This is a genomic window from Photobacterium sp. GB-72 (assembly GCF_003026095.1).
GTDB lineage: Bacteria > Pseudomonadota > Gammaproteobacteria > Enterobacterales > Vibrionaceae > Photobacterium.
In genome coordinates, this window is record NZ_PYNV01000001.1 from 666,579 (window position 1) to 691,756 (window position 25,178).

A 25,178-nucleotide genomic window follows, 5' to 3' on the forward strand; every position below is an offset into this window, starting at 1 on the left:
CTATTAAATAGAAAAATAAAAAAGCATTATTGTTTTTGTTAACAATACCGTTCTCAATCTCTTACAATCAGCTCACAAACAACAACACTTGCGGTCATTGTGTAATCTCGTTATAAAAGACTATCCATTAAAATATAATCAAGTCAGATCTTTTATGAGTACTACAGCCTACGGCATCAAAAACTGCGACACTATCAAGAAAATGAAAAAGTGGTTAGAAGCAGAAAATATCGAATACACTTTCCATGATTACCGTGTTGATGGCTTAGATCGCGCTCAACTCGAAACGTTTGAAACAGCACTTGGCTGGGAAGCCATGCTTAATAAACGTGGAACGACTTACCGTCAACTGACTGATGAGCAAAAAAATAGCTTAAACCGCGACAATGCCTTAGCCCTAATGTTAGAGCAACCAGCAATGATCAAACGTCCGCTATTAGTACACAATGATGCGTACTACTTAGGTTTTAAACCTGCTCAATACCAAGAAATTTTCCATCAACAATAACAAGGATACAAGGATGTCTGATAGCCCAGTTATTGCGCTTGCTAAAGATTTAATGAGTCGCCCATCTGTTACTCCTGAAGATGCAGGCTGCCAAGATGTAATGATCGCTCGTCTTGAGCAATTAGGCTTTATTATCGAAACCATGGTATTTGAAGATACCACCAACCTTTGGGCTCGCCGTGGTACCCAAGCTCCACTGTTTGTTTTCGCTGGTCACACCGATGTGGTACCGTCAGGTCCAGCAGAGCAATGGCACACGCCACCGTTTGAACCAACGATTATCGATGGCTACCTTCACGGCCGTGGCGCCGCTGATATGAAAGGCTCTCTAGCATGTATGGTTGTTGCCATTGAGCGTTTCATCGCAGAAAACCCAGATCACAAAGGCTCAATTGCCCTGCTCATCACCTCTGATGAAGAAGGGCCATTTATCAATGGTACAACCCGTGTAGTTGATACCCTTGAAGCCCGTAATGAAAAAATCGATATGTGTATTGTCGGTGAGCCTTCAAGTACTCACCACGTTGGAGACGTTGTTAAAAACGGACGTCGTGGCTCAATTACCGGTGATTTAACCGTAAAAGGTATTCAAGGGCACGTTGCCTATCCACACCTTGCCAATAATCCCATTCACAAAGCATTACCAGCCCTCGCTGAGCTTGCTGCCACCACATGGGATAACGGCAATGCATATTTCCCACCGACCAGTTTCCAGATCCCAAATGTTGCCGCAGGCACGGGCGCATCGAATGTGATCCCTGGAGAATTTGAAGTGCAATTTAACTTCCGTTTTAGTACTGAATTAACGGATGAAGAAATAAAGCGTCGTGTACATTCAGTATTAGATGCCCATGGTTTAGATTACGACTTAAAATGGACATTAAGCGGTCATCCATTCCTTACCGATAAAGGTACGCTAGTCGAAGCGGTTGTTGCCGCGATTGAAGAAGTAAACCACCAGCAACCTGAACTTCTTACTACCGGTGGTACATCGGATGGTCGATTTATCGCTCGTACCGGTGCGCAAGTGGTTGAGTTAGGCCCTGTAAATGCCACTATTCACAAAGTGAATGAGTGTGTAAAAGTCGCTGATCTTGAAAAGCTAACCGACATGTACCAAAAAGTATTAGAAAAAGCACTGTAATAACAAACGCATTCAATACTCAAAGCAGCTAACGTATTTCACCTAAGAAGTGAAATATGTGGCTGCTTTTTTATTGCCATTAATGACTAATATATAAGCTAAATGATCGATAAAAGTGTTATCCTGAAAATACTCTATCACTAAATTAGTGAGGCTAATATGGAATGGCTTTTTAACCCTTGGGTGATCTCTTTTATTATTGTTGCCGTCATCGCTAGCAACATTGCAGCGCTAAAATATACCGCTTATATGAAGATTGAGATGCAGAAAAAACACAAACTGTTTGACGACAAACACCCTCTCAGTAAGCAAGAAAATCCTGTATCTCAAGATAAAAAAGACGACAAAGAATAAGAAAAAATCAAAAATTACTGGCATAAAAAAAGCTGCCAATTAGTGATTACTAGCCGGCAGCTTTTTACATTTTATTTAACGATTAAGCACGGCTTAAGTAATCAGCAACACCCACCCACTTATAACTCGTCAGCTCTTCTAAACCCATTGGGCCACGAGCATGCAGTTTCTGGGTTGATACCGCAACTTCCGCACCTAAACCAAATTGCGCACCGTCAGTAAAACGTGTAGACGCATTCACATAAACAGCCGCCGAGCCTGCCGCATTAACAAAACGTTCTGCCGACTGCAGGTTATTAGTTAAGATTGAATCGGAATGGCTCGCATTGTGCTTACGCATATGGAAAATGGCTTCATCCACATCGTTTACCACCTTAATACCTAAGGTGTAGCTTAACCATTCAGTATCAAAGTCACCTTCTGCTATCTTGCGCAGAGAAGACGCTTTACCTTCAAGTAGATTATAGGCTGCTTCATCAGCAACCAGTGCTACCTTGGCTTTGTTCATACGCTCAACTAAACGTGATAAGAAGGCTTCTGCTACTTTCTCATTTACAAGTAAGGTATCTAACGCATTACAGGCCGATGGACGCTGTACTTTGGCATTTTCAACCACATCTAAAGAACGAGTAAGATCGGCACTTTCATCAACATAAATATGGCTAATACCAAAACCGCCGATAATCACAGGAATAGTGCTGTTTTCTTTACACATTTTATGTAAACCCGCACCACCACGAGGAATGATCATATCTACGTATTGATCAAGCTTAAGCAGTTGTGAAACAAGTTCGCGATCGGGTTGCTCTATGTACTGTACAGAAGCGGCTGGTAGTCCTGCTTTTTCCAATGCCACTTGAATCACTTTTACCAGTGCCATATTGGAGTGAAATGTCTCGCGACCACCACGAAGGATGCTAGCGTTACCTGTTTTTAGGCATAATGCCGCAATATCAATCGTAACATTCGGACGCGCTTCATAGATCACACCAACAACCCCTAATGGAACGCGACGACGGCTTAAACGCATACCATTTTCAAGTACGCGGCTATCAAGCTCTGCACCAACAGGATCATTAAGATTAATCACATTACGCACATCATTTGCAATACCCGCTAATCGTGATTCATTTAGTAATAAGCGATCGACTAATGCATCAGACATACCTGATTCAAGTGCGGCATCAATATCTTGTTTGTTCGCTGCTAAGATAATGTCTTTATTACTTTCTAATTCATCAGCAATAATCGCTAAAGCATTATTTTTAACTGCAGTTGCCGTTGTTGCTAACTCGAAAGCAGCCTGTTGTGCCGCTTGTCCCATTAATTCAAGATTCACAATAATTCCTCTATTAATCCTTGTCGTGATGCCAATACTTCTCTGTATTTATACATACATGTCGTTTTTAAATAACTACCATATCATCACGATGGATAGCCACGTGACCATGTTCGTAACCCAACACAAGGTGGATTTCTTGGCTATGCTTTCCTGCAATTTTTGCCATATCTACACTCGAGTAGCGGCAAATACCACGTGCTAATAGGTTATTTTGTTTATCAAAGATACGCACCACTTCACCGCGTTCAAAATCACCTTTTACCATGGTGATCCCTTTCGCAAGTAAACTACTCCCACGTTGTTGCACAGCAATGACAGCGCCATCATCAATAACAATGTCACCGGCTGGAGGAGGCCCAGCTAAAATCCAACGCTTACGGCTTTCTAATGGGGATTCCAGCGGTAAGAAACGCGTACCAACAGATTTACCTTCCGCTAAATCAATAATGACATCAGGACGACGACCAGCAGCGATGATCACTTCAATACCAGCTCGACGAGCCACATCTGCTGCCTGTAGTTTTGTTGCCATGCCGCCTGTACCTAAACCACCCACAGTGCCACCCGCTAATTTACGCAGTGTTTCATCAATAGTATGTACTTCACGGATAAGCTCTGCATCAGGATTACTACGAGGATCGGCGGTAAATAGACCTGGTTGATCTGTCATTAATAACAGTTTATCTGCGCCACCTAAAATACCGACAAGTGCGGATAAGTTATCGTTATCACCCACTTTAATTTCTGTTGTCGCTACCGCATCATTTTCATTCACAACAGGAACAATACCGTTATCCAGCAAGGCAACTAACATATCACGCGCATTTAAATAACGTTCCCGATCGTTTAAATCTGCACGCGTTAATAGCATTTGACCGATATTGATCCCATAGATACCAAATAAGATTTCCCACTCTTGAATTAAGCGACCTTGACCAACCGCAGCCAGTAATTGCTTACTTGCCATTGTTTTGGGCAGTTCGGGGTAACCTAAATGCTCACGTCCTGCTGCAATTGCACCAGATGTGACAATAATAATTTTATGTCCTTGACGACGAAGCATCGCACATTGACGGACAAGCTCAACCATATGGGCGCGATCTAACTTCAGCGTACCGCCAGTAAGAACACTGGTGCCCAACTTAACAACAATTGTTTGTGATGCAGCAGATGCTGCAAGGTCTTGCTCTCGAGCATTAGTATTTTTGGTATCTGCCATGGGGATCAAACAAAATAGAAAGAAATAATATGTACTTTGTTTTATCAATACTGCTAATAAAGCACAAGAGAAAAACAATGACTAAATACATATAAGTGCGCAAATATTTAGTTAAACAACTGAAACGCTTACAAATCACACAAAATTATATTTAAGCCGCTAAATTCGGTTATCTTAGGCAACAAGATGTAAAAAAAAGATACAAAAAAACCCATCACTTCATTGGATGGGTTTTATAAATTGAGAGCAAATTATTTATGCTAGCTCAGTAAGCGGTGTTTGTGTGAGTTCTGAAGATGGAGATAAGGTTAATTGGCATTCATCAACAATAAATGGCGTCAACTTACGGTGAAAATCTAATAATGTTTTCATCACCGCATCTTTATGCTTTGCGGGTAACTTTCCATTACTCCACTCACCATTTAAATCAAAACGGCCAAAATCATAGCAATATTCATAACCATTATCGGTTACTGTTAAAATTAACCACCAGCCCCAAAATTCACGTTGTTCGGGCTCTTTATCAGCATTAACACAACTGGCTAAACAATCAAAAAAGAACTGACCTTCTTTTGATTTTTTCTCACGTAAGTAAGGACCCAGCGCAGTTAATTTTGTTATTAAACGCCCATGAGGCGGAAAAAGAGTTGTCGAAGTCATTGCAAATCCATCCATAGTCAACTGCAGTGATGAGTATGCTAATACTCAAAATAATATACGTTTACTAACGTTTTTTAATCACGTTGTTTATGTGCAACATGATAGCTATCAGTATTTATATATTATGGTTGAATATGGATAAAATGCTAGTGAAGATACGAAATTTTATTAACAATATCATAGTGGTATAAAATAAAGTTCGATATCCTCACTGCGTACCGTCAAGGTTTTGTCTCCACCTTAACCATTAGAGCCAAATAATTGTCTACTTTATTACCTTAACTGCTCATTTAACCATTCAACGACAGTCGTTAATGAACGGTGGTAGCCATCATGAATAGGCTTTTCTGGTAATGTTATCGCTTTACCACCATAACTGGACAGCGCAATTAACTGATTATCACTTTCAGGGCATACAGGATCATTTTTTAAACTTATTCCCAGCATTGGCATATCAATACGTCGGCGCCCCAAAATTCCTTGATGCTTTAACGACCATGCCGGAAGATGAGAAATGATGCTCGTTTCTGATTGACCATTTTTACCCATTCGAGATGCTAACACATCAAGATACATCCGAGGGATCTGCTCAATCATCTTAGGTTGGGTCAACACGCTATGAATCGCGCCGCCCAAGCTAATACAGGTTTTTAAACGTGTTGGCTCCATAAAACCTAAACGAATAGCTGCATTACCGCCCATTCGTAACCCTAGCATTGCAACTTTATGGTGATCGACCCAAGGGACATCACGTATCTGCTGTAATAACGCTTGATGAAGTCGACTGGTATCTTCCGTTAAGTTCCAACGATCACAATGACCGACAGATGGCATATCCAGTGTGACCATCGCATAACCTGCCGGCCCTAAATAATCTTCATATAAGCGCCATAAATCGCATTGCAATGTATCTAATCCACCGCTAACGATCACTGTCGGTAATAGTTTATCGGTACGAGGCAAATGAATGAAGGCTTCAAAGGTTTTACCTTCATACTTGACACTAATCGTTCGCATATCATGCGGGCGTAATTCTATCGCTTCACGATAACTTTGATTGGCTTGCAATTCTGCTTGATCAGCCAATTGATCGCCTTTGATATACGGATACGCGGCAATACTGTAATGCGTGCTGGCTTTTAATAACAACTCAGAAGCTTTAAGTTTCTCGCCTTCATTTAATAGAAGACGTGCTTGCTTTTGATAGCTTGCGCCCAATTGCGCCCATTCATATGTCCAGTTACCTGGCTTATAGCCAATCACCGTATCCAGTAAATGTTCACTCGTACGTGGAGATTTAGCACCCGCAATACGAGCAAGTACCGCTTCAAGCTCTATCGGATCGACGCCCTGCCAAATCCATTGTGGGCGACGTAAAACACGGTACCAGCTAGCCTTACTCTCACCATCCAGCGCATTGTTCACTCGCCCACTACGCACATGAGCAATTTTAACCAAATTCGATGTCTCTTTAGAGGTTGGTCTTGGGGCAAATAACTTTTCGGACAAATTTTCAGGGGATGGCTCAGACACGGCACTCTCCACGTGGTCTTGATGATGTGTAGTGATGATATACCCAAAATCACTTACGTATGTCGATTTAAAACAAAAAAAGACGCCTTATCGGCGTCTTATTAATCAATCTTAGTTTACAGCAGCAAAGCAATAAACCTTGATAAAGGGAGAATGCTTATCGCTTAGCGATTGGATCGACAAACGTTACTGCCATATCCCACGGTTGTTCAATCCACGTTTCTTGTGGGATATCAACAACGTAATCATCAACTAAATGTTGACCTGCAGGTTTTGCGCATACTGTTACAAATTTACCACGTGGGTACAGTTCACGAATTTTTTCAGCAGTACCGCCCGTGTCGACTAAATCATCAACAATAATAAAGCCTTCACCATCACCTTCTGCTTTCTTGATCACACGCATATCACGTTGGTGATCATGATCGTAGCTTGAGATACATACGGTATCTACATGACGGATACCCAGTTCACGCGCCAAAATAGCAGCAGGAACAAGACCGCCACGGCTAACAGCAATAATACCTGTCCACTGCTCAGCAGGTAGCAACTTTTCAGCTAGCTGACGAGTGTAAGTTTGCATGTTATCCCAAGTGATGATGAATTTATTACTCATAGATAAAGAACCTCTGGATCAACGATGTTAAATCGCCCTAAATAGATAAAGCTTTATGAAATCTAAAACTTAAAGAAAAATTATTTTTGCAAGGAACAATGCTGAAATAACCCAAACACTGATATTTACATCACGCCCCTTACCACTCATTGCTTTAACCGCAGCATAAGTGATAAAACCAAGGCCAATACCTTCAGCGATAGAATAAGTTAAAGGCATCAACAAACAAACCACAACAACCGGTGCAGCTTCTGTTAGATCACGCCAATCAATTGCCACTAACCCCGACATCATCAAAATCGCGACGTAGAATAATGCACCAGCCGTTGCGTAGGCAGGTACCATGCCAGCTAATGGAGCAAAAAATAGAGCGAGTAAGAATAATACACCAACCGTTACCGCAGTAAGACCAGTACGACCTCCGACTGCGACACCGGACACACTCTCGACAAAAGAAGTGGTATTCGATGTACCCAATAAGGCACCAACAGAGGTTGCTGTACTATCTGCAAGTAACGCGCGATTTAAGCGTGGCAACTTGCCATCTTCACCGATTAAGTTTGCTTTTGTCGCAACACCGACAAGCGTACCTGCGGTATCAAATAAATCGACAAACAAGAAAGCAAACACAATTGAAATCAGGCCAACTTCCATTGCCCCCGAAAAATCTAATTGCATAAAGGTTGGTGCAATGCTTGGTGGCATTGACATAATGCCGCCATAAGTCACTTCACCAAATGCAATACTCAACCCAGTAACAATTAATATTGCAATCAAGACTGCAGCTTTAAAGCCACGATGAACAAGCGCTATGGTTAGAAAAAAACCAAGTGCTGCCATCACAACAGGAAAACTGGTTAGATCGCCTACTTGTACTAACGTCGCAGGGTTATCTACGACAATGCCTGAACTCTGTAATGCAATGAAGGCAAGGAATAAACCTATACCTGCAGAAATTCCGGTTCGCAGCGCCATTGGTATGGAGTTAATGATCCATTCCCGTACTTTTAATAAACTTAACGCAATAAAACACAAACCTGATAAGAAAACAGCGGCTAACGCAACTTGCCATGTATACCCCATGCCTAGCACAACGGTATAAGTAAAGAAGGCATTTAAGCCCATGCCTGGTGCTTGTGCGACAGGATAGTTAGCAAAAAATCCCATCACAAAACAACCGATCATCGCTGCTAAACAGGTTGCAACAAATACTGCACCTTTATCCATTCCCGTACTGGATAGCATAGTAGGGTTTACAAAAATGATGTAAGCCATGGTCAGGAATGTTGTTAAGCCAGCAAGCAACTCCGTTCGCACAGTTGTGCCGTGTTCCTTTAGTTTAAATAACTTCTCAAGCATGTTTCTCTGTTCCTTGGAGATTGACACGTTAGTATTAAGCAAAAGAAAACGTTTGCGTTCTCAATTCGAGCGCGATTATAAACATCAGATCTATCAATTTCCAGAAAATATCGAGTAAATGCACAAAACTAAGACTAATAAATTTAATTTTGTTTTTTTGGCTTTTAAGAACAGATAATTAGCAATATAAAATCAATGCATTAGCTAAAATATGCCAAATTAATATATTTCATCTATTTTATATTTATGAGATCTTCAGCAATAAAACGTACTAAGGATCACATCGCGATGTGTGACTAACTTGTTATGACGATTTAAAGGTAAAAAAACGCCGCTTCAAAGCGAAGCGGCGGCGAATGTTGCAAATAATCGCTCACGATTATTTAGTATTCTCAAGTTAGGGGGTGAACAAGCTGTTCGGCTAACTAGTCAGCAACTAGATAACAAAATTCTTAGTAACCAAAGTAATTAGGGTAAGTAAAGTTACCTGTATATACAGAGCGGTTATTCCAAAAGTGTGTAATTGAATCAAAAATTTTCATTTTAAATCACCTTATAAATAAGTAATCCAAATTAACCACATAAATATTTATGCGCTTAATCCTTGGAGGGGAAAGACCATCGTGGTCGCACTTATCTCGGTTCCATGGAGGCGATATCTCGGGTTCATCCTGAACGTGTACAGTGTTTTCTCATACTTTTATGAGACTGTCTAAATCATAACCATTACGTAATTTACTTTCAAGCATTTCCTTTAACTTCGTCACACTTTTTACAAAAAAACATTGTTAAACCAATTTTGATGTAATTTTTTTTCAATTTTGATCGGTTAAATCTTGCTTTATGATCAAGAAAATAAATATAAGAAATAATTACGTAATCATCAGCTCAATGTATACAAGTCAAGCGCCGTTAATACTTATTCATTATCGTATTCGTGGTTTAAGATTTTACTTTTTTCTCTACCTCCACCGAAGTCTGAATGATATGCTAAAAAAAATGCGATGGAGTAAATCGCTACTTATATATGTCATTTGACGGCTAATAGCCTGACAAGTGTCACTGGACCAAAATTCTATAAAGGTAGGCTTCCGTGTCTGAAATCAGTCAACTATCTCCTCAAGCTGTATGGCAATTTTTCGATCAAATTTGTTCGATCCCTCATCCTTCTAAATATGAAGAACAATTAGCACAATTCATCATTGAGTTTGCTAAAAAAGAAGGCTTAGATGTTCGCCGTGATGAAACAGGTAACGTCATTATTAAAAAGCCAGCAACAGCAGGCATGGAAAACCGTAAAGGTGTGGTACTTCAAGCGCACATCGACATGGTTCCACAGAAAAATGAAGAAACCGTTCACGACTTCACAACAGATCCTATCCAACCTTTCATTGACGGTGAATGGGTAACGGCAAAAGGTACAACATTAGGTGCTGATAACGGTATGGGTATGGCAAGCTGTCTTGCGGTACTGGCTGCTAAAGATATCGAACATGGCCCATTAGAAGTACTACTTACTATTGATGAAGAAGCTGGCATGACCGGTGCTTTTGGTCTTAAAGAAGGTTGGTTAGAAGGTGACATTCTACTAAACACTGACTCTGAGCAAGAAGGCGAAGTCTACATGGGTTGTGCTGGCGGTGTAGACGGCGCAATCACACTTGATATAAAGCGTGAAGCAACACCAGCAGATCACCAAGCAATTAAATTAGTCCTAAAGGGCTTAAAAGGCGGTCACTCTGGTTGTGATATTCATACTGGCCGTGGCAACGCAAACAAATTACTGGCTCGCTTTTTAGTCTCTCATGCAGACGATCTTGCCTTACGTATTAACAACTTCACAGGCGGTAGCCTACGTAACGCAATTCCTCGTGAAGCGTCTGCGATTGTTACCCTACCAGCTAAACATGTTGATCAACTAAATACATTATTCGCTCATTACCAAACGCTACTAAGTGCTGAGCTTGGTCATGTAGAAACAGATATCAACCTATTTACTGAATCTGCTGAACTACCAACAGATGTAATGGTAATGGCAGATCAAACACGTCTAATCAATGTATTAAACGTCTGCCCTAACGGTGTTATCCGTATGAGCGATGACATTGAGGGCGTTGTTGAAACATCGCTAAATATGGGTGTTATCACGACAGAAAGCGATAAAGTGATCGTACTTTGCTTAGTCCGTTCTTTAACTGACTCTGGTCGTAGCTATGTAGAAAGCATGTTGCAATCATTAGCAACCTTAGCAGGCGCACAATGTGAGTTTTCTGGTACATATCCAGGTTGGAAGCCAGACGCCGATTCTGAAATCATGCACGTATTCCGTGACATGTACCAAGAGATGTATGGTAATAAACCCAACATCATGGTGATCCACGCAGGTCTTGAGTGTGGCTTATTTAAAGAACCGTACCCTGAAATGGACATGTTATCATTTGGTCCTACCATCAAGTTCCCACACTCACCTGATGAGAAAGTGAAAATTGATACCGTTCAAATGTTCTGGGATCAAATGATTGCAGTACTTAAAAATATTCCTGTTAAAAAATAAACTTACGGAATAACAAAAACGGGCTTAACGTGATCTCATGTTAAGCCCGTTTTTATATGCACTGTAATAAATGTGTCGACAGAGAAGGTTCTGTTTTCATCTAATCAAAAACCAAAAGAAAGCTGTTGCGCTTTTAAACCAACCTCTAACCCAACACTTAAGCCTATTAAGCGTATCTCACGAGAATTTTGTCGGGTCATCGCTTCTTTTAATAAATCGATAAATTGCGCTTTATCTAATTTAGGATAAATATGCTCAACCGTAGTTTGTTGAAAGTCTGCAAATTTTAACTTTATACCTTGCTTGGCAATATCTAACTCAGGCCGTACTTTACGTAATCGTTGCTCAAGCTCAGGATATAACTGATCAACCACTTGCCAACACTGATCAAAACTTGAAATATTTTGACTAAAGGTACGCTCTACCCCAACCGACTTTCGTTGTCGTTCAACAATCACTTCACGCTCGTCAATACCGTGTGCTCGAGACCATAATGATTGCCCAAATTTGCCAAATTGCTGTAGCAGTAAATGACGGTCATAATTTTGTACATCACGACCAATATACAAGCCTTTCTCATGGAGTTTTTGAATAGTTACCTTTCCTACCCCAGGTATTTTTTCTAGTTTTAGTTCAGCAACAAAACTATCCACATCTTCAGGTGTAACCACATATTGACCATTAGGCTTATTCAGATCTGAAGCAACTTTGGCAATAAACTTCACCGGAGCCACACCCGCAGAAGCGGTGAGCTGTAACTCCTCTTCAATTGCACGGCGAATATCCTGAGCAATTAAGGTCGCAGAGCCATGAAGCATTTCGCAATCAGATACATCTAAATATGCTTCATCTAAGGATAATGGCTCGATTTTATCCGTGTACCTTAAGAAAATAGTCCGTATCTGTTGGGATATTTCACGATAAACCTGCATTCTGCCTGGCACTAAGGTTAAGTGTGGGCATAATTTTAAAGCATGAGCCGTTGGCATTGCTGAATGAATACCATATTTACGGGCTAAGTAATTACAAGTACTGACGACGCCTCGCGTCGAGCGGCCACTAATTGCTATCGGAATATCACGTAAAGCTGGATTATCACGAGCTTCAACGGCAGCATAGAAACAATCCATATCGACATGAATAATTTTCCTTTGGCCTGCTATTTGTTTCGTTATATTCGCCACCAAAGACACTCGTAGTTACTGTTTATACATACAGCTATTATAACTATGAATTACGATAGTTGGAAAACTAAAAATATTCATCTAAAAAGGAATACAAATTAAGTTTGATATTTCACCAACAAGATCACAAAAATAAAACCTAATAAAATATTTGATAATCAACCCATTACATCTAATGTTATAAATATCAATATACACCGAATTTATTATGCGTATTGCTAAAAGGAGTTAACTTTGCAACATCAAGTACTTGTTGTCGAAGATAGCCGCGCATTTCGTCACTATCTTGATGACCAATTGAAACAAGCTGGCTTCAAGGCTATTTTTGCCGAAAACCTATCACAAGCTAAAAAATTATTAGCCGACCCAGAACGTTATCTTTGTGCTGTACTCGATTATTGCCTTCCGGATGGTCAAGATGGTGAAATCATCGATCTCGTATTAGACCACAAGGTCAAATCGATCGTTTTAACTGCCCAATTTAATGAAACTATCCGCGAAAAAGTTCTTGCCAAAGGCGTTTTAGATTATTTACTTAAAGATAGTGCAGCTTCCGTTGCCTACCTTGTACCACTATTACTTCGTCTAGAAGCTAACTTAGAGCATAAAGCACTCGTTGTTGATGATTCTGACATGGTACGAAATCATGTCAGTCATTTATTAGAAAAACAGAACCTCACGGTATATGAAGCCTCTGACGGTAATGAAGCGCTACAAATCATTGATGATAATCCAGATATAAGCTTAGTTATTACTGATAACGATATGCCAGAAAAAGACGGCATTACTATGACCCGTGAAATCAGACGTGAGTACAGTCGAAATAAAATGGCGGTATTGGGTCTATCTGGTAGTGACGACAGCACGATGACGGCGCAGTTTCTAAAAGCAGGTGCCAACGATTTTCTCTATAAGCCCTTTAATCAAGAAGAGTTTAACTGTCGTATTCATCATATTCTAAATATGAAAGATACCTCTGATAAGCTGTATCGGATGGCAAACCAAGATGCTTTAACAGGGCTTTGGAATCGTCGTTACTTCTTCACTCATAGCTGTTGTCAAACTGAAAATGAGTCGTTGAATATAGCGATGATTGATATCGACTTTTTTAAAAAAGTTAACGATACGTATGGCCATGATGGTGGTGATGCCGTACTCATCAGCATCAGTAAAATCATTGATGCCCACTTTCCAGAATCGATTGTTGCCCGCTTTGGCGGAGAAGAGTTCTGCATTAAGCATTGTGGTCACTTCCCTAGCTTTTTATCAACCTTAGAACTTGTTCGACAACGCATTGAATCAATTACTATTCCCTACCTTGATCAGCAGATAAAAATCACTATAAGTATTGGTGCAGCAACAAATTTAAAAACACTGGATAGCCTAATTAAACAAGCTGACGATAACCTTTACACCGCAAAGAAAAACGGTAGAAATCAGTTAGTGAGCAATTAAATGGCATAAAAAAGCCTGAGTTAGCTCAGGCTTTTCTTTTATCTTTATTGCTCAAAGGCAGTTAGATAATTTGATTCTTTTTCCATTCAGCTGCACGAGCAGCGCGGGCTTCACGCTTTTTACGCGCATCACACGGCTCAGGGCAATCACATTCTTTTGCAATACCAATACCGTCTAATCCCCCACAGCTGCCACTTACGGTTTTACGTTGGAAAATATAGCCTACTGCCATTGCGACAATCACTAATAAGAAAACAGAAAATGTGACTAAGTAAATAACCATGACTACCTCATTTATTTTTTAACAACGTATTGCTCAAACGTATCTGACTTATATTCAACGAAGCCATCTTTGGTCTTTACAATCAACATTACAGGTAACTTCTCTTTATTGGCTAATGCTATAGACTCTTCTTCCCCCATAACAGAAAAAGTCGTCGCGTATGCATCTGCCGTCATACAAGATGGCGCAATAACTGTAACCGACACAACATGGTTAGCAATTGGCTTACCGGTTTGAGGATTGATCAAGTGAGAATAACGCACTCCATCTTCTTCAAAGTAATTACGATAATCACCCGATGTCGCTATTGCCATATCGCCAGCTTGAATTATATCTTGTACCGCCCTCTCATTTGCAACAGGTTTTTCAATCGCAATACGCCATGGCACATCAGAACGGTTCTTTCCTTGTAAGCGAACTTCACCGCCGACATCAACCATGAAATCTTTAACATGCAGATCATCTTTTAAATAATCAGCAACGACATCAACGCCATACCCTTTTGCGATAGATGAAAGGTCAACATACAGGTTAGGCAGATCTTTCACTAATTTATTACCCGATAATACCGCTAAATGTTGATAACCAATTTCGGCTTTTCGAGTCGCAATCTCTTTATCTGTAGGGGTAGATTCTGGGCGAGCTTCAGGACCAAAACTCCACAAGTTTACCAATGGACCCACCGTCACATCATAAGCCCCATTACTTAGCTTAGAAATACGTAATGCTTCAGAAATTACTTTTGCCGTTGCCGCAGAAACCTCAAAAGGTTGAGAAGATTGTTGCTGGTTAAATTGGCTTAATTCAGAATCAGGACGATAAGTCGACATTTGATCATTAACAAGCTCTAAACGCTTATCAATTTCTTTTTGGATAACTTCTGGGCTTGGTAATCCCTCTTGCTTGATGAGTTTTACTGAATAGTAAGTCCCCATTGTTTGCCCATTAATATCAATCTGTTGACGACTATCACCACAGCCTGTCAACAACATTAACGTTGATAACACCAACGTACTACACAGCAGGAAACGCTTCACTTCATACTCCATCGTTCATGTTGTTTTTTAGTCTGATCACTTCTCACTATTGATAAATAACCACAATAAAAAACAGGTTTAAAAGGGTTAGTAAGAAAAAAGGCTGACCATTCACTGGTCAGCCAATTTAATTGTGAGCGAAGGGCTATGTATTAGCCACCGAAATCATCAAGTAGGATGTTTTCATCTTCTACACCAAGATCTTTAAGCATGCTGATAACAGCCGCGTTCATCATTGGTGGACCACACATGTAGTATTCACAGTCTTCAGGTGCTTCATGATCACGTAAGTAGTTTTCGTAAAGCACGTTATGAATGAAGCCAGTGTAACCATCCCAGTTATCTTCTGGTTGTGGATCAGACAGTGCACAGTGCCATACGAAGTTATCGTTTTCAGCAGCAAGCATATCGAAATCTTCAACGTAGAACATTTCACGCTTAGAACGCGCACCGTACCAGTAAGACATCTTACGCTTAGAGTGCAGACGCTTAAGTTGGTCAAAGATGTGAGAACGCATTGGCGCCATACCAGCACCACCACCCACAAATACCATCTCATTGTCAGTATCTTTTGCGAAGAACTCACCAAATGGACCTGAAATCGTACACTTGTCACCTTCTTTAAGTGACCAAATGAATGATGACATTTGACCTGGTGGTACGTCTGGATTATTAGGCGGCGGCGTAGCAATACGCACGTTTAGCATAATAATACCGAACTCTTCAGGGTAGTTCGCCATTGAGTAAGCACGGATGATATCTTCATCAACCTTAGACTCGTAACGGAATAGGTTAAACTTATCCCAGTCTTCACGGTACTCTTCTGGAACATCAAAGTCAGAGTACTTAATATGGTGAGCAGGTGCTTCAATCTGGATGTAACCACCAGCACGGAAAGGTACTGATTCGCCATCTGGAATTTGTAGCTTAAGCTCTTTGATGAAGGTCGCTTTGTTATCGTTAGAGATAACAGAACATTCCCACTTCTTCACACCAAAAATTTCTTCAGGTAATTCGATGTCCATATCAGACTTCACGTTAACCTGACACGCAAGACGCTCGCCTTCACGTGCTTCACCTTTGGTGATGTGATCTAATTCTGTTGGCAGAATATCACCGCCGCCAGATTTAATTTTTACACGACACTGACCACAAGAGCCACCGCCACCACATGCTGATGATACGAAGATACCGTTACCCGCTAGAGCACTTAGTAGCTTGCCACCTGCACCTGTGGTGATCGCTTTTTCTGGATCGCCGTTTACTGAAATAGTGATGTCACCTGTTGGTACTAGCTTAGATTTAGCAAATAGAATTACTAAAACTAGAGCCAGGATAATCAAGGTGAACATGACTACGCCAAGAAGAATAATATCCATTGATATTCCTTACTTATCCTGATTACAGCTGTACGCCAGAGAAAGACATGAAGCCTAACGCCATCAAACCTACGGTGATAAAGGTAATACCTAAACCACGAAGACCTGCCGGTACATCTGAATATTTCATCTTTTCACGAATACCCGCAAGTGCAACAATTGCAAGCATCCAACCCGTACCTGAGCCGAAGCCGTATACGATAGATTCTACAAAGTTGTAATCACGCTGTACCATGAACGATACACCACCGAAGATTGCACAGTTAACTGTGATCAACGGAAGGAAAATACCTAGTGCGTTATATAGCGGCGGGAAGAAGCGATCTAGAATCATTTCTAGGATCTGTACTAACGCTGCGATAACACCGATGAAAGTAATAAAGTTCAGGAAGCTAAGGTCAACACCTTGAACTAATGCACCATCTTTCAATAAGTAAGTGTAAACAAGGTTGTTTACAGGTACTGCAATCGTAAGTACTACGATTACGGCAACACCCAGACCAAACGAGGTCTTAACTTTCTTAGATACCGCAAGGAATGTACACATACCTAAGAAGAAAGATAATGCCATGTTCTCGATAAAAATCGAACGAACTAATAGGCTAAGATAATGTTCCATGTTCCCCTTACTCCTTCGCTTCTACTTGTTCTGGACGGAAAGTACGAATCACCCAGATCATGAAACCAATTAGGAAGAAAGCAGACGGAGCTAACAGCATTAGACCGTTAGGCTGGTACCAACCACCATCAGACGTTAGTGGTAATACTTGCATACCGAATAGCTTGCCAGAACCTAGTAGTTCACGGAAGAAAGCAACTGTAATCAGAACAAAACCATAGCCTAAACCGTTACCAATACCATCTAAGAAAGACGGAAGCGGTGGTGATTTCATTGCGTATGCTTCTGCACGACCCATTACGATACAGTTAGTAATGATAAGACCAACGAATACAGATAGCTGCTTAGAGATATCGTATAGGTACGCTTTTAGTACCTGATCTACCACGATTACTAGTGATGCGATAATTGCCATCTGAGCAATGATACGCACGCTGTTCGGGATTTGATTACGTACAAGTGAAACAAATAAGTTAGAGAATGCAGTTACTACTGTTACTGCGATTGTCATAACAAATGCTGTTTCTAGCTTAGTGGTTACCGCTAGCGCCGAACATACACCAAGGATTTGAAGGGCGATTGGGTTATTACTAATAAAAGGTCCAAATAGGATCTTTTTCATTTCTTTAGCATCAGCCATTATTCAGATCTCCTGCACGTAGCTTAGCAAGGTAAGGACCGAAGCCTTGAGCACCAAACCAGAAGTCGAAGGTGTGCTGTACACCATTACTTGTTAATGTTGCACCAGAAAGACCATCAACATCGTGTTCGCTACCTGCTGGTGCGCCACCTTTAACAATCTTAATTGCAGGCTTGAAGTTCATATCGTACAACTTCTTGCCAACGAACTGCTCACGCCAAGTTGGGTTTTCAACTTCACCACCCAGTCCCGGAGTTTCAGCTTGATCGTAGTAAGTAATACCATCAACAGTGTTACCGTCCATACCAACAGCAACAAATGCGTACATCATTGACCATAGACCGTTACCGTGGATAGGTAAGATAACTTTGGTTGTTTGACCTGCAGCATCTTTAACAAGATATACAGTCGCAACGTTAGCACGACGAATGATCTTCGCTAAATCTTCGTTCGCTGGAAGCTTAGTAGATTCAGCTGGATCTTTCGCTGCTGCACGCTGATCATATTGTGCCGCAGTTTGACCATCAACCTCAGAAACGTATTCACCGGTTTTAATGTTAACAAGCTTAGGCTCGATGAACTTACCGTATGTTTCTTTAACGTTCGTTGTTGGTGTTAGCAAACCTGCAACAGAAAGAATATTACGCTGTACGTCAAGTACCGCATTTTCTTCTTGCTTAGGGCGTAATGAAACAGCTGCTACTGATACGATGATTGAACACACTAGGCTCAATACAACAACAAAAAGCAGCGTTCTTTTCATGCTATCTTTATTACTTGCCATGGCGAGCCAGTCTCCGTTTGATATTGCCTTGAACAACTAGGTTGTCAAATAGAGGTGCAAATAAGTTAGCGAATAGAATCGCTAGCATCATGCCTTCTGGGTATGCAGGGTTAACTACACGAATCATTACAGCCATTGCACCGATCAATGCGCCATACCACCATTTTGCTTTGTTGGTAAACGCTGCAGAAACAGGATCCGTTGCCATGAACATCATACCGAATGCAAAACCACCTAATACAAGGTGCCACTGCCAAGGCATGCTGAACATTGGGTTCGTATCAGAACCAATGATATTAAATAGCGTTGCTGCTGCAATCATACCGATCATCGTACCGGCAATAATACGCCATGAAGCAATACCCATAACAACGATGAATGCACCACCGATCAGGATAGCTAATGTTGATACTTCACCAATAGAACCTGGGATATGACCGATGAACGCGTCCATCCAAGTAATTGTTTGACCCGTGATAGTGTTAACAACACCTGCTTCACCACCTTGAGCCCACTGACTTAGCGGAGTCGCGCCAGAGAAACCATCCGCCGCAGTCCAAACTAGATCACCAGAGATCTGAGCTGGGTATGCGAAGAATAGGAACGCACGACCTGCAAGTGCAGGGTTAAGGAAGTTACGACCAGTACCACCAAAAATTTCTTTTGCGACGACAACACCAAAGGTAATACCTAGTGCTGCTTGCCAAAGCGGTAATGTAGGTGGAACGATCAAGGCGAAAAGAATAGAAGTTACAAAGAAACCTTCGTTAACTTCATGCTTACGCACTATACAGAACAACACTTCCCAGAAACCACCCACAGCAAATACTACTGCGTAGATAGGTAGGAAATATGTTGCACCAAGCAACATCTTACTGCCCCAACCTGCGTCAACGGATAATGTTCCGCCTAGCATTTGAGTAAACCAGTAATGCCAATCTGCAGCAATAATGGCTGTTAGCTTGTCAGCTGTGTATAGGTGGTTAAGACCAGCAATAGCTTGATCACCCACGTTGTACATCCCCCAGAACATTGCTGGGAAGACCGCAAGCCAAACCATGATCATCAGACGCTTAAGGTCGATGCTGTCACGAACGTGCGCAGAAGTACGCGTTACTTGACCTGGTGTGTACATGATAGTTGCAAACGCTTCATATAGCGCAAACCAACGTTCATGCTTACCACCAGGTTCAAAGTGATGTTCAATATCTTCGAGGAAATTCTTGAGACCCATGAATTACCCTTCCTTCTCAATTTTGTCCAAGCACTCACGTAGCAATGGACCAAACTCATACTTACCAGGGCAAACAAATGTACATAGTGCTAGATCTTCTTCATCTAGTTCTAATGCACCAAGTTGTTGCGCGCTGTCTGAATCACCAGCACATAGATCACGAAGCAGTAATGTCGGCTCGATATCTAGTGGCATTACTTTTTCGTAATTACCGATAGGTACCATTGAACGCTCAGAACCATTCGTTGTTGTTGTCATATTAAACAACTGACCAGGGAAGAACTGGCTTAAGAATGTGCGAGTTACAGAAAATTTGTTTTTACCAGGTACAATCCAGCCCATGAATTCTTTTTCATAGCCTTCACGCAACGCCGATACTTGTAAGTGATAGCGACCTAGATATGCATGTGGACCTTCAGCTTTTACACCGTTAAGCACAGAACCAGAAAGAACACGCAGTTGACCAGGCATCATTTCTGAATCAGTCAGTTGCTCAAGAGAAGCACCAATGCGAGTACGCACTAGACGCGGCTTATTAACAACAGGGCCTGCAAGAGAAACAACGCGATCTGTATATAGCTCACCTGTTAGGAATAACTTACCGAACGCAATAACGTCTTGGTAATTAATACCCCAAGCAATGTGATTTGCATCTGCACCATAGAGCATGTGAATGTGCGTACCAACAAGACCCGCTGGGTGCGGACCGTTAAATACGTGTTCTTCAACATTTGCTTCTGATGAACGCGGAAGACTAGCACCAGACTTACAAACGTAAACTTTACCGCTAGTTAGACGAGAAAGAACCGTCAAACCAGCAATGAAAGCATCACTTTGTTCATTGATGATAACTTCTGGATTCGCAGCCAATGGATTGGTATCCATAGCCGTCACAAAAATAGCTTGAGACTCAGATCCAACAGCTGGAACCTTGCTAAATGGACGCGTACGAAGCGCAGTCCACATACCTGACTCAACCAATTGATCGACAACAACAGCACGATCTAGTTGAGCAAGTTGAGCTGACTCATACTTGTTAAATGTGATTTGCTCATCGCCTTCGACATCAATTACTACAGATTGAAGAACGCGCTTAGCACCACGGTTAATTTCCGCTACCTTGCCACTAGCTGGAGCAGTGAACTTAACGCCAGGATTCTTTTTATCTTCAAAAAGAACCTGACCTTTTTTCACTACATCCCCTACGCGAGCATGCATTGTAGGACGCATACCAACATATTCTTCGCCAAGCAAGGCGACTTTAGAGATGGCATTACCATCATGTATCGCCTGGGTAGGAGTCCCTGAAATTGGGATATCCAAACCCTTTTTTATTGTAATCATACGCACTTGCACTACATTAAAGGGAAAAAAGAATTTTCTATTGCGCAATTAAGACACGACTTTTCACAGTTCGAAATCGGTCTACAAGTGAATTTCACTTGCCAAGTACCAATACCGCAACATCTAGTTAACTACCTCACCACATCCATTAGCGGCAAGTAGTTTTTCAAGGCGGCGATTCTACCACTAACCGCGTTGTTTTTTCTATGCCAATACGCGCGATTCCGACTGAAAACCAAGCAACAATTGAAGCGCAATAGTTTAATAACTCAATAAGTTTGATGAAGCGCACATTTATTAAAAATAACGCCATTCGACCTTGCATTTATTTTCAGGTCTGTTTTTAACATAAATGTCATCATCACTTTTATTGAGATAATCAAATTAATACATACCGTTAACAAGTGAGTGTTATTTGAATCATCACCTAAAATTAGATTAAATATTGACCGCGATGATAATTTTTAACAAATTTAGATGCTAGTTATAGATTCGCACTCAGTTTTATATTACCGACAAATAATAAAAAAGGCCGTTATAACAACGACCTTTTATTTAATATATTTCACTAATTATCCAATTTGTGAACCACCACGACAAGATGGTGATGCAGGTGCTGCCATTAACTCAGACCACTCCGCTTCAGTGTAAGTGTGAATAGCTAGAGCATGAATATCATTTGCCAATTCATCGGCCAACACACTATTAATAGCACGATGCCTTGCGATTAAACGCTGGCCATTAAATTGAGCACTCACAACGACAACTTTAAAATGACTCTCAGAGCCAGGGGGAACATTATGCATGTAACTTTCATTAAGCACTTCTAAATGCTTAGGTGCAAACGCATCATGAAGTTTATGCTCGATACGTTGTTGGATCATATTTACTTTACCTCCGCTCGCAATATCGCACTATTGCCAAATCTTTCTCTACTTTATTCTTGTTCTGATGTCGTATTTCCTTTGCACTCGCGTGGTGTTCTGCGAAAATAGCCGACTATTTTGTAAACATACCTGAAAGTTATCCGCAATGAAACCAGAGCTAACCTTACACCAACGCACTCTATCGCTAACTCGTTTTCCAGTAAGGAAAAATGAAACTCTGCAAGCATGGGATGCTGGCGATGAGTACCTGATCAATTATTGCAACGATCTGGAACTCGACCCTGAACGTCCAATTCTTATCATGAACGATAGCTTTGGCGCATTAAGTTGCTGGTTTTCAAATCAAGCACCTGTCACAAGTGTGACGGATTCTTTTGTCTCTAAACAGGCATTTATTGCTAACTTAGAAAACAACCAATTACCAATGATTAATATTGTTGATTGTCTTTCAAAATTGCCTAACAACCCTCAGTTAGTTTTGTTAAAGCAGCCTAAAAACAATCGGTTATTAAGCTGGCAATTACAACAATTATGTCACTTACTTCCTGCTGATTGCACTATTATTGCGGCAGGTAAAGTAAAAGAGATTCACTCTTCAACCTTAAAGCTATTTGAAAAGTTTTTAGGTGAGACCAAAACATCACTAGCCGTTAAAAAAGCGCGATTAATATTTTGTAAAACCAATCCTAACTTAGCAAAGCCCCTACCCCGCCCTACGCAATGGGAGGTGCCTGAGCATAAGTTAACAATCACTAACCATGCCAACGTATTTTCTAGTGATAGCTTAGATATTGGTGGTCGTTTACTGCTAGATTTCATTCCACAAGATGCAAAGTATAAAGATATTATCGATCTTGGTTGTGGTAATGGAGTGATCGGTATTAAAGCTGCACAATTAAACCCACAAGCTAACGTTGTTTGTGTCGATGAAAGTTTTATGGCGACTGCATAATGCCGTGAAAATGCAGATTTAAACTTAGACAATCCTAACCAATTACAAGTAGTAACAGCTAACTGCTTAGATAACTTCCCACTTGATAGCGCTGACTTAGTCTTATGTAATCCTCCTTTCCACCAGCAAAATACCGTTACTGATCATATTGCTTGGCAAATGTTCTGCGATGCACAACGAGTATTACGTCAAGGTGGCGATCTGATCGTGATCGGGAATAGGCAATTGGGTTACCATGAAAAGCTAAAACGTGTCTTTGGTAATGTAAAACTTATCGGCCAAAGTAATAAATTTGTGGTTTTACAATCGTCAAAATAATCTAACGTGTTTATGACGTTAATTTATTGCTTGTGATATTTAATACGACATTGATTTTTCGTTTATATTTAAACAACGAATACAAGGAAATGGAGAGCATGAAAAAATATATTGTGATTGCCGCAGCATTATTACTAAGCGCATGTGCAAGCCGTCCTGCGCAACCACCACTCGCTTTAACATTAACGCCAGTTTTAGCACAGCAAGCCACATCACAGCTTGCAGTACAACTATCAAGCAAAGATGATCGTAATCATAACTATATCGCCATTGTTGATAGTGGTGCGACCAATGTTGAAGAGTTTCAACCGGAAAGTAATATTGCATCAACCTTTCAAGCTGCATTAAAAAAACAATTTGCCAGCGAAGGAATTACTGTAAACACTGCTTCAACGTCAAATATTGCTATCAATATTCAGCAAGCCTTAGTCAAGGTAACCCAAGGCTTAGTTAAACATGATATTGATAGCCAACTTCAAATTGAACTTGTTGTAACTACACCAAAAGGTACTTTTAGTAAAAAATATTCTGCTCGCTCTACCAAGCAAGAACCTTTTAAAGTGACACGCGAAGAAATCGCACAAAGTTTAGAGAAAATGATGAATTCAGTGCTTAAAGAGATCGCCAAAGATGGCGAATTGCATCAATACTTAACGGAGAATGTTTAATGTCACGTTTTTTACTTGCGCTATGTTTACTTATCGCTTTACCTGTCAGTGCTGCAACACAGGTCTTAGTAACAACAAATTTAGGGGATTTTACGATCCAACTAAATGAAGAAAAAGCCCCGATTAGTAGTAAAAACTTCTTACGCTATGTTGAAGAAGGTAATTACAACGGGACGATTTTCCATCGTGTTATCCCTGGCTTTATGGCTCAAGGCGGTGGTTTTGATAAAGACATGGTTAAACGTCCAACGCATGCTCCGATCAAAAATGAAGCAAGTAATGGATTGAAAAACGACACCGCAACTGTTGCTATGGCACGTACGCAAAATCCAAACTCTGCGACTAACCAATTCTTTATTAACTATAAAGACAATGCATTTTTAAATGCTGCAGGTAATAATCCAGGTTATGCGGTATTCGGTAAAGTGGTTAAAGGTTTTTCTGTTGTACAAGATATGGCTAAAATCCCAACGGGTTCTAATCGTGCAACAGGTATGCAAGATGTACCACAGCAGCCTATAATCATTGAATCAATGAAAGTTATTAAATAAATTGATTACGTCACCTGTGCGCAATCAAGTACAGGTGACGTATATGATCACACCTCTCTACCAACCGTCTGTTTTTCATCGTCAAAATAAACGAATTCAGCAGTTTATTTTTGAGCAAGCCCCTTCTTTTGCGCTGTCTACTATTGCAACTATTGAGGGCGACGTTCCTTTTTATCATCTAAAAAATGATGCCCATGAATGTCTTGCTCAGTGGTGGGACATGAATATCGCTGATAAAGATCCAATCGATGATTATGAAGCTACTTTTTGGCTATTACTTCAATACGTTATAAAGCTCGAAGATTACCAATTGCTAGGCAACATTTATATTCAACAAAAAATCACCAATCACGCTTATTACTTACTCAATCTTGCCCCTTGCCCTGAACTAACACAGATCCAGCGTCCTTAAATATTTACCCTTAAATATCAACCTACTTTTACGGTTTATGAATTAAAAGCACAAGTTGTTGTCGAACTGATAATGAAGCAATGCACACTAGGCTTATTGCTGCTAAGATCTGATTTATAAAGAAAAATAACAGTTTTATACT

Annotated in this window: 24 protein-coding genes and 1 pseudogene; 9 read left to right on the forward strand and 16 right to left on the reverse strand. The window is 40.7% G+C overall.

Annotated features, from left to right (window positions below; translation table 11 throughout):
* Positions 1 to 154: 154 nt before the first annotated feature.
* The 3 genes from C9J40_RS03005 (at position 155) to C9J40_RS03015 (ending at position 2,006) form a co-directional block, all read left to right on the forward strand.
* On the forward strand, positions 155 to 508 hold the full coding sequence (locus C9J40_RS03005) for an ArsC family reductase (RefSeq protein WP_005370164.1): 354 nt from the start codon (positions 155 to 157) through the stop codon (positions 506 to 508).
* A 13-nt stretch (positions 509 to 521) separates the two neighbouring features.
* A complete protein-coding gene (gene dapE, locus C9J40_RS03010) occupies positions 522 to 1,652 on the forward strand; it encodes a succinyl-diaminopimelate desuccinylase (RefSeq protein ID WP_107245656.1) in 1,131 nt (376 codons plus the stop codon).
* A gap of 159 nt (positions 1,653 to 1,811) precedes the next feature.
* Positions 1,812 to 2,006 carry a DUF2897 family protein gene (locus C9J40_RS03015; protein ID WP_107205447.1) on the forward strand — a complete coding sequence of 65 codons (195 nt, stop codon included), beginning with the start codon at positions 1,812 to 1,814 and terminating at the stop codon, positions 2,004 to 2,006.
* A gap of 82 nt (positions 2,007 to 2,088) precedes the next feature.
* Here C9J40_RS03015 and C9J40_RS03020 read toward each other — a convergent pair whose 3' ends face one another.
* The 6 genes from C9J40_RS03020 to C9J40_RS03045 form a co-directional block, all read right to left on the reverse strand.
* Positions 2,089 to 3,330, reverse strand: coding sequence for a glutamate-5-semialdehyde dehydrogenase (locus C9J40_RS03020; RefSeq protein WP_107205446.1), 1,242 nt, complete (start codon positions 3,328 to 3,330; stop codon positions 2,089 to 2,091).
* Positions 3,331 to 3,412: 82 nt separating this feature from the next.
* Positions 3,413 to 4,567 carry a glutamate 5-kinase gene (gene proB, locus C9J40_RS03025; RefSeq protein WP_107205445.1) on the reverse strand — a complete coding sequence of 385 codons (1,155 nt, stop codon included), beginning with the start codon at positions 4,565 to 4,567 and terminating at the stop codon, positions 3,413 to 3,415.
* A 255-nt stretch (positions 4,568 to 4,822) separates the two neighbouring features.
* Positions 4,823 to 5,227, reverse strand: coding sequence for a sigma factor-binding protein Crl (gene crl, locus C9J40_RS03030; protein WP_107205444.1), 405 nt, complete (start codon positions 5,225 to 5,227; stop codon positions 4,823 to 4,825).
* Between the two features lie 273 nt (positions 5,228 to 5,500).
* Positions 5,501 to 6,760: an esterase FrsA gene (frsA, locus tag C9J40_RS03035; protein WP_107205443.1), complete on the reverse strand. Its 1,260-nt coding sequence runs from the start codon at positions 6,758 to 6,760 to the stop codon at positions 5,501 to 5,503.
* Between the two features lie 157 nt (positions 6,761 to 6,917).
* Positions 6,918 to 7,376 (reverse strand): xanthine phosphoribosyltransferase, encoded by a 459-nt coding sequence (gene gpt / locus C9J40_RS03040; RefSeq protein ID WP_107205442.1) that lies wholly within the window; start codon positions 7,374 to 7,376, stop codon positions 6,918 to 6,920.
* A gap of 69 nt (positions 7,377 to 7,445) precedes the next feature.
* Positions 7,446 to 8,735 carry an NCS2 family permease gene (locus C9J40_RS03045; RefSeq protein WP_107205441.1) on the reverse strand — a complete coding sequence of 430 codons (1,290 nt, stop codon included), beginning with the start codon at positions 8,733 to 8,735 and terminating at the stop codon, positions 7,446 to 7,448.
* A gap of 1,093 nt (positions 8,736 to 9,828) precedes the next feature.
* On the opposite strand from C9J40_RS03045, the gene C9J40_RS03050 reads away from it, so the two are divergent.
* A complete protein-coding gene (locus C9J40_RS03050) occupies positions 9,829 to 11,289 on the forward strand; it encodes an aminoacyl-histidine dipeptidase (protein WP_107245658.1) in 1,461 nt (486 codons plus the stop codon).
* A gap of 104 nt (positions 11,290 to 11,393) precedes the next feature.
* Here the strand turns inward: C9J40_RS03050 and dinB are convergent, their stop codons facing one another.
* Positions 11,394 to 12,464: a DNA polymerase IV gene (dinB, locus tag C9J40_RS03055; protein WP_255418990.1), complete on the reverse strand. Its 1,071-nt coding sequence runs from the start codon at positions 12,462 to 12,464 to the stop codon at positions 11,394 to 11,396.
* Between the two features lie 243 nt (positions 12,465 to 12,707).
* Between dinB and C9J40_RS03060 the strand changes: the two genes are divergently transcribed.
* Entirely contained in the window at positions 12,708 to 13,928 is a 1,221-nt protein-coding gene (locus tag C9J40_RS03060) for a response regulator (protein ID WP_107245661.1), read from the forward strand.
* A gap of 61 nt (positions 13,929 to 13,989) precedes the next feature.
* Here the strand turns inward: C9J40_RS03060 and nqrM are convergent, their stop codons facing one another.
* The 9 genes from nqrM to bolA all read right to left on the reverse strand — a co-directional run bounded on the left by nqrM (position 13,990) and on the right by bolA (position 22,132).
* On the reverse strand, positions 13,990 to 14,211 hold the full coding sequence (gene nqrM, locus C9J40_RS03065; RefSeq protein WP_105060759.1) for a (Na+)-NQR maturation NqrM: 222 nt from the start codon (positions 14,209 to 14,211) through the stop codon (positions 13,990 to 13,992).
* 11 nt (positions 14,212 to 14,222) lie between these two features.
* A complete protein-coding gene (locus tag C9J40_RS03070) occupies positions 14,223 to 15,248 on the reverse strand; it encodes an FAD:protein FMN transferase (protein ID WP_199188043.1) in 1,026 nt (341 codons plus the stop codon).
* Between the two features lie 152 nt (positions 15,249 to 15,400).
* Positions 15,401 to 16,627, reverse strand: a complete 1,227-nt coding sequence (gene nqrF / locus C9J40_RS03075; RefSeq protein WP_107205436.1) for an NADH:ubiquinone reductase (Na(+)-transporting) subunit F — start codon at positions 16,625 to 16,627, stop codon at positions 15,401 to 15,403.
* 22 nt (positions 16,628 to 16,649) lie between these two features.
* Entirely contained in the window at positions 16,650 to 17,246 is a 597-nt protein-coding gene (nqrE, locus tag C9J40_RS03080; protein ID WP_005370126.1) for an NADH:ubiquinone reductase (Na(+)-transporting) subunit E, read from the reverse strand.
* 7 nt (positions 17,247 to 17,253) lie between these two features.
* A complete protein-coding gene (locus C9J40_RS03085; protein ID WP_107205435.1) occupies positions 17,254 to 17,886 on the reverse strand; it encodes an NADH:ubiquinone reductase (Na(+)-transporting) subunit D in 633 nt (210 codons plus the stop codon).
* Positions 17,879 to 18,670: a Na(+)-translocating NADH-quinone reductase subunit C gene (locus C9J40_RS03090; protein WP_107245664.1), complete on the reverse strand. Its 792-nt coding sequence runs from the start codon at positions 18,668 to 18,670 to the stop codon at positions 17,879 to 17,881. The genes C9J40_RS03085 and C9J40_RS03090 overlap by 8 nt, the downstream gene beginning before the upstream one ends.
* The gene (locus C9J40_RS22090; RefSeq protein ID WP_107205433.1) at positions 18,660 to 19,904 is read right to left on the reverse strand and encodes an NADH:ubiquinone reductase (Na(+)-transporting) subunit B; all 1,245 of its coding nucleotides are present in this window, start codon (positions 19,902 to 19,904) and stop codon (positions 18,660 to 18,662) included. Before C9J40_RS22090 ends, C9J40_RS03090 begins: the two co-directional genes overlap by 11 nt.
* 3 nt (positions 19,905 to 19,907) lie before the next feature.
* Positions 19,908 to 21,248 carry a Na(+)-translocating NADH-quinone reductase subunit A gene (locus C9J40_RS22095; RefSeq protein WP_107205919.1) on the reverse strand — a complete coding sequence of 447 codons (1,341 nt, stop codon included), beginning with the start codon at positions 21,246 to 21,248 and terminating at the stop codon, positions 19,908 to 19,910.
* A gap of 572 nt (positions 21,249 to 21,820) precedes the next feature.
* Positions 21,821 to 22,132 (reverse strand): transcriptional regulator BolA, encoded by a 312-nt coding sequence (gene bolA, locus C9J40_RS03100; protein ID WP_107205432.1) that lies wholly within the window; start codon positions 22,130 to 22,132, stop codon positions 21,821 to 21,823.
* 148 nt (positions 22,133 to 22,280) lie between these two features.
* Between bolA and C9J40_RS03105 the strand changes: the two are divergent.
* The 4 genes and pseudogenes from C9J40_RS03105 to C9J40_RS03120 all read left to right on the forward strand — a co-directional run bounded on the left by C9J40_RS03105 (position 22,281) and on the right by C9J40_RS03120 (position 25,036).
* Positions 22,281 to 23,405: pseudogene (locus C9J40_RS03105) on the forward strand (methyltransferase).
* 98 nt (positions 23,406 to 23,503) lie between these two features.
* Entirely contained in the window at positions 23,504 to 24,073 is a 570-nt protein-coding gene (locus tag C9J40_RS03110; RefSeq protein WP_107245666.1) for a YajG family lipoprotein, read from the forward strand.
* Positions 24,073 to 24,624: a peptidylprolyl isomerase gene (locus C9J40_RS03115; protein WP_107205429.1), complete on the forward strand. Its 552-nt coding sequence runs from the start codon at positions 24,073 to 24,075 to the stop codon at positions 24,622 to 24,624. Before C9J40_RS03110 ends, C9J40_RS03115 begins: the two co-directional genes overlap by 1 nt.
* A 43-nt stretch (positions 24,625 to 24,667) precedes the next feature.
* Positions 24,668 to 25,036 (forward strand): hypothetical protein, encoded by a 369-nt coding sequence (locus C9J40_RS03120; protein WP_107205428.1) that lies wholly within the window; start codon positions 24,668 to 24,670, stop codon positions 25,034 to 25,036.
* Positions 25,037 to 25,178 lie beyond the last annotated feature (142 nt).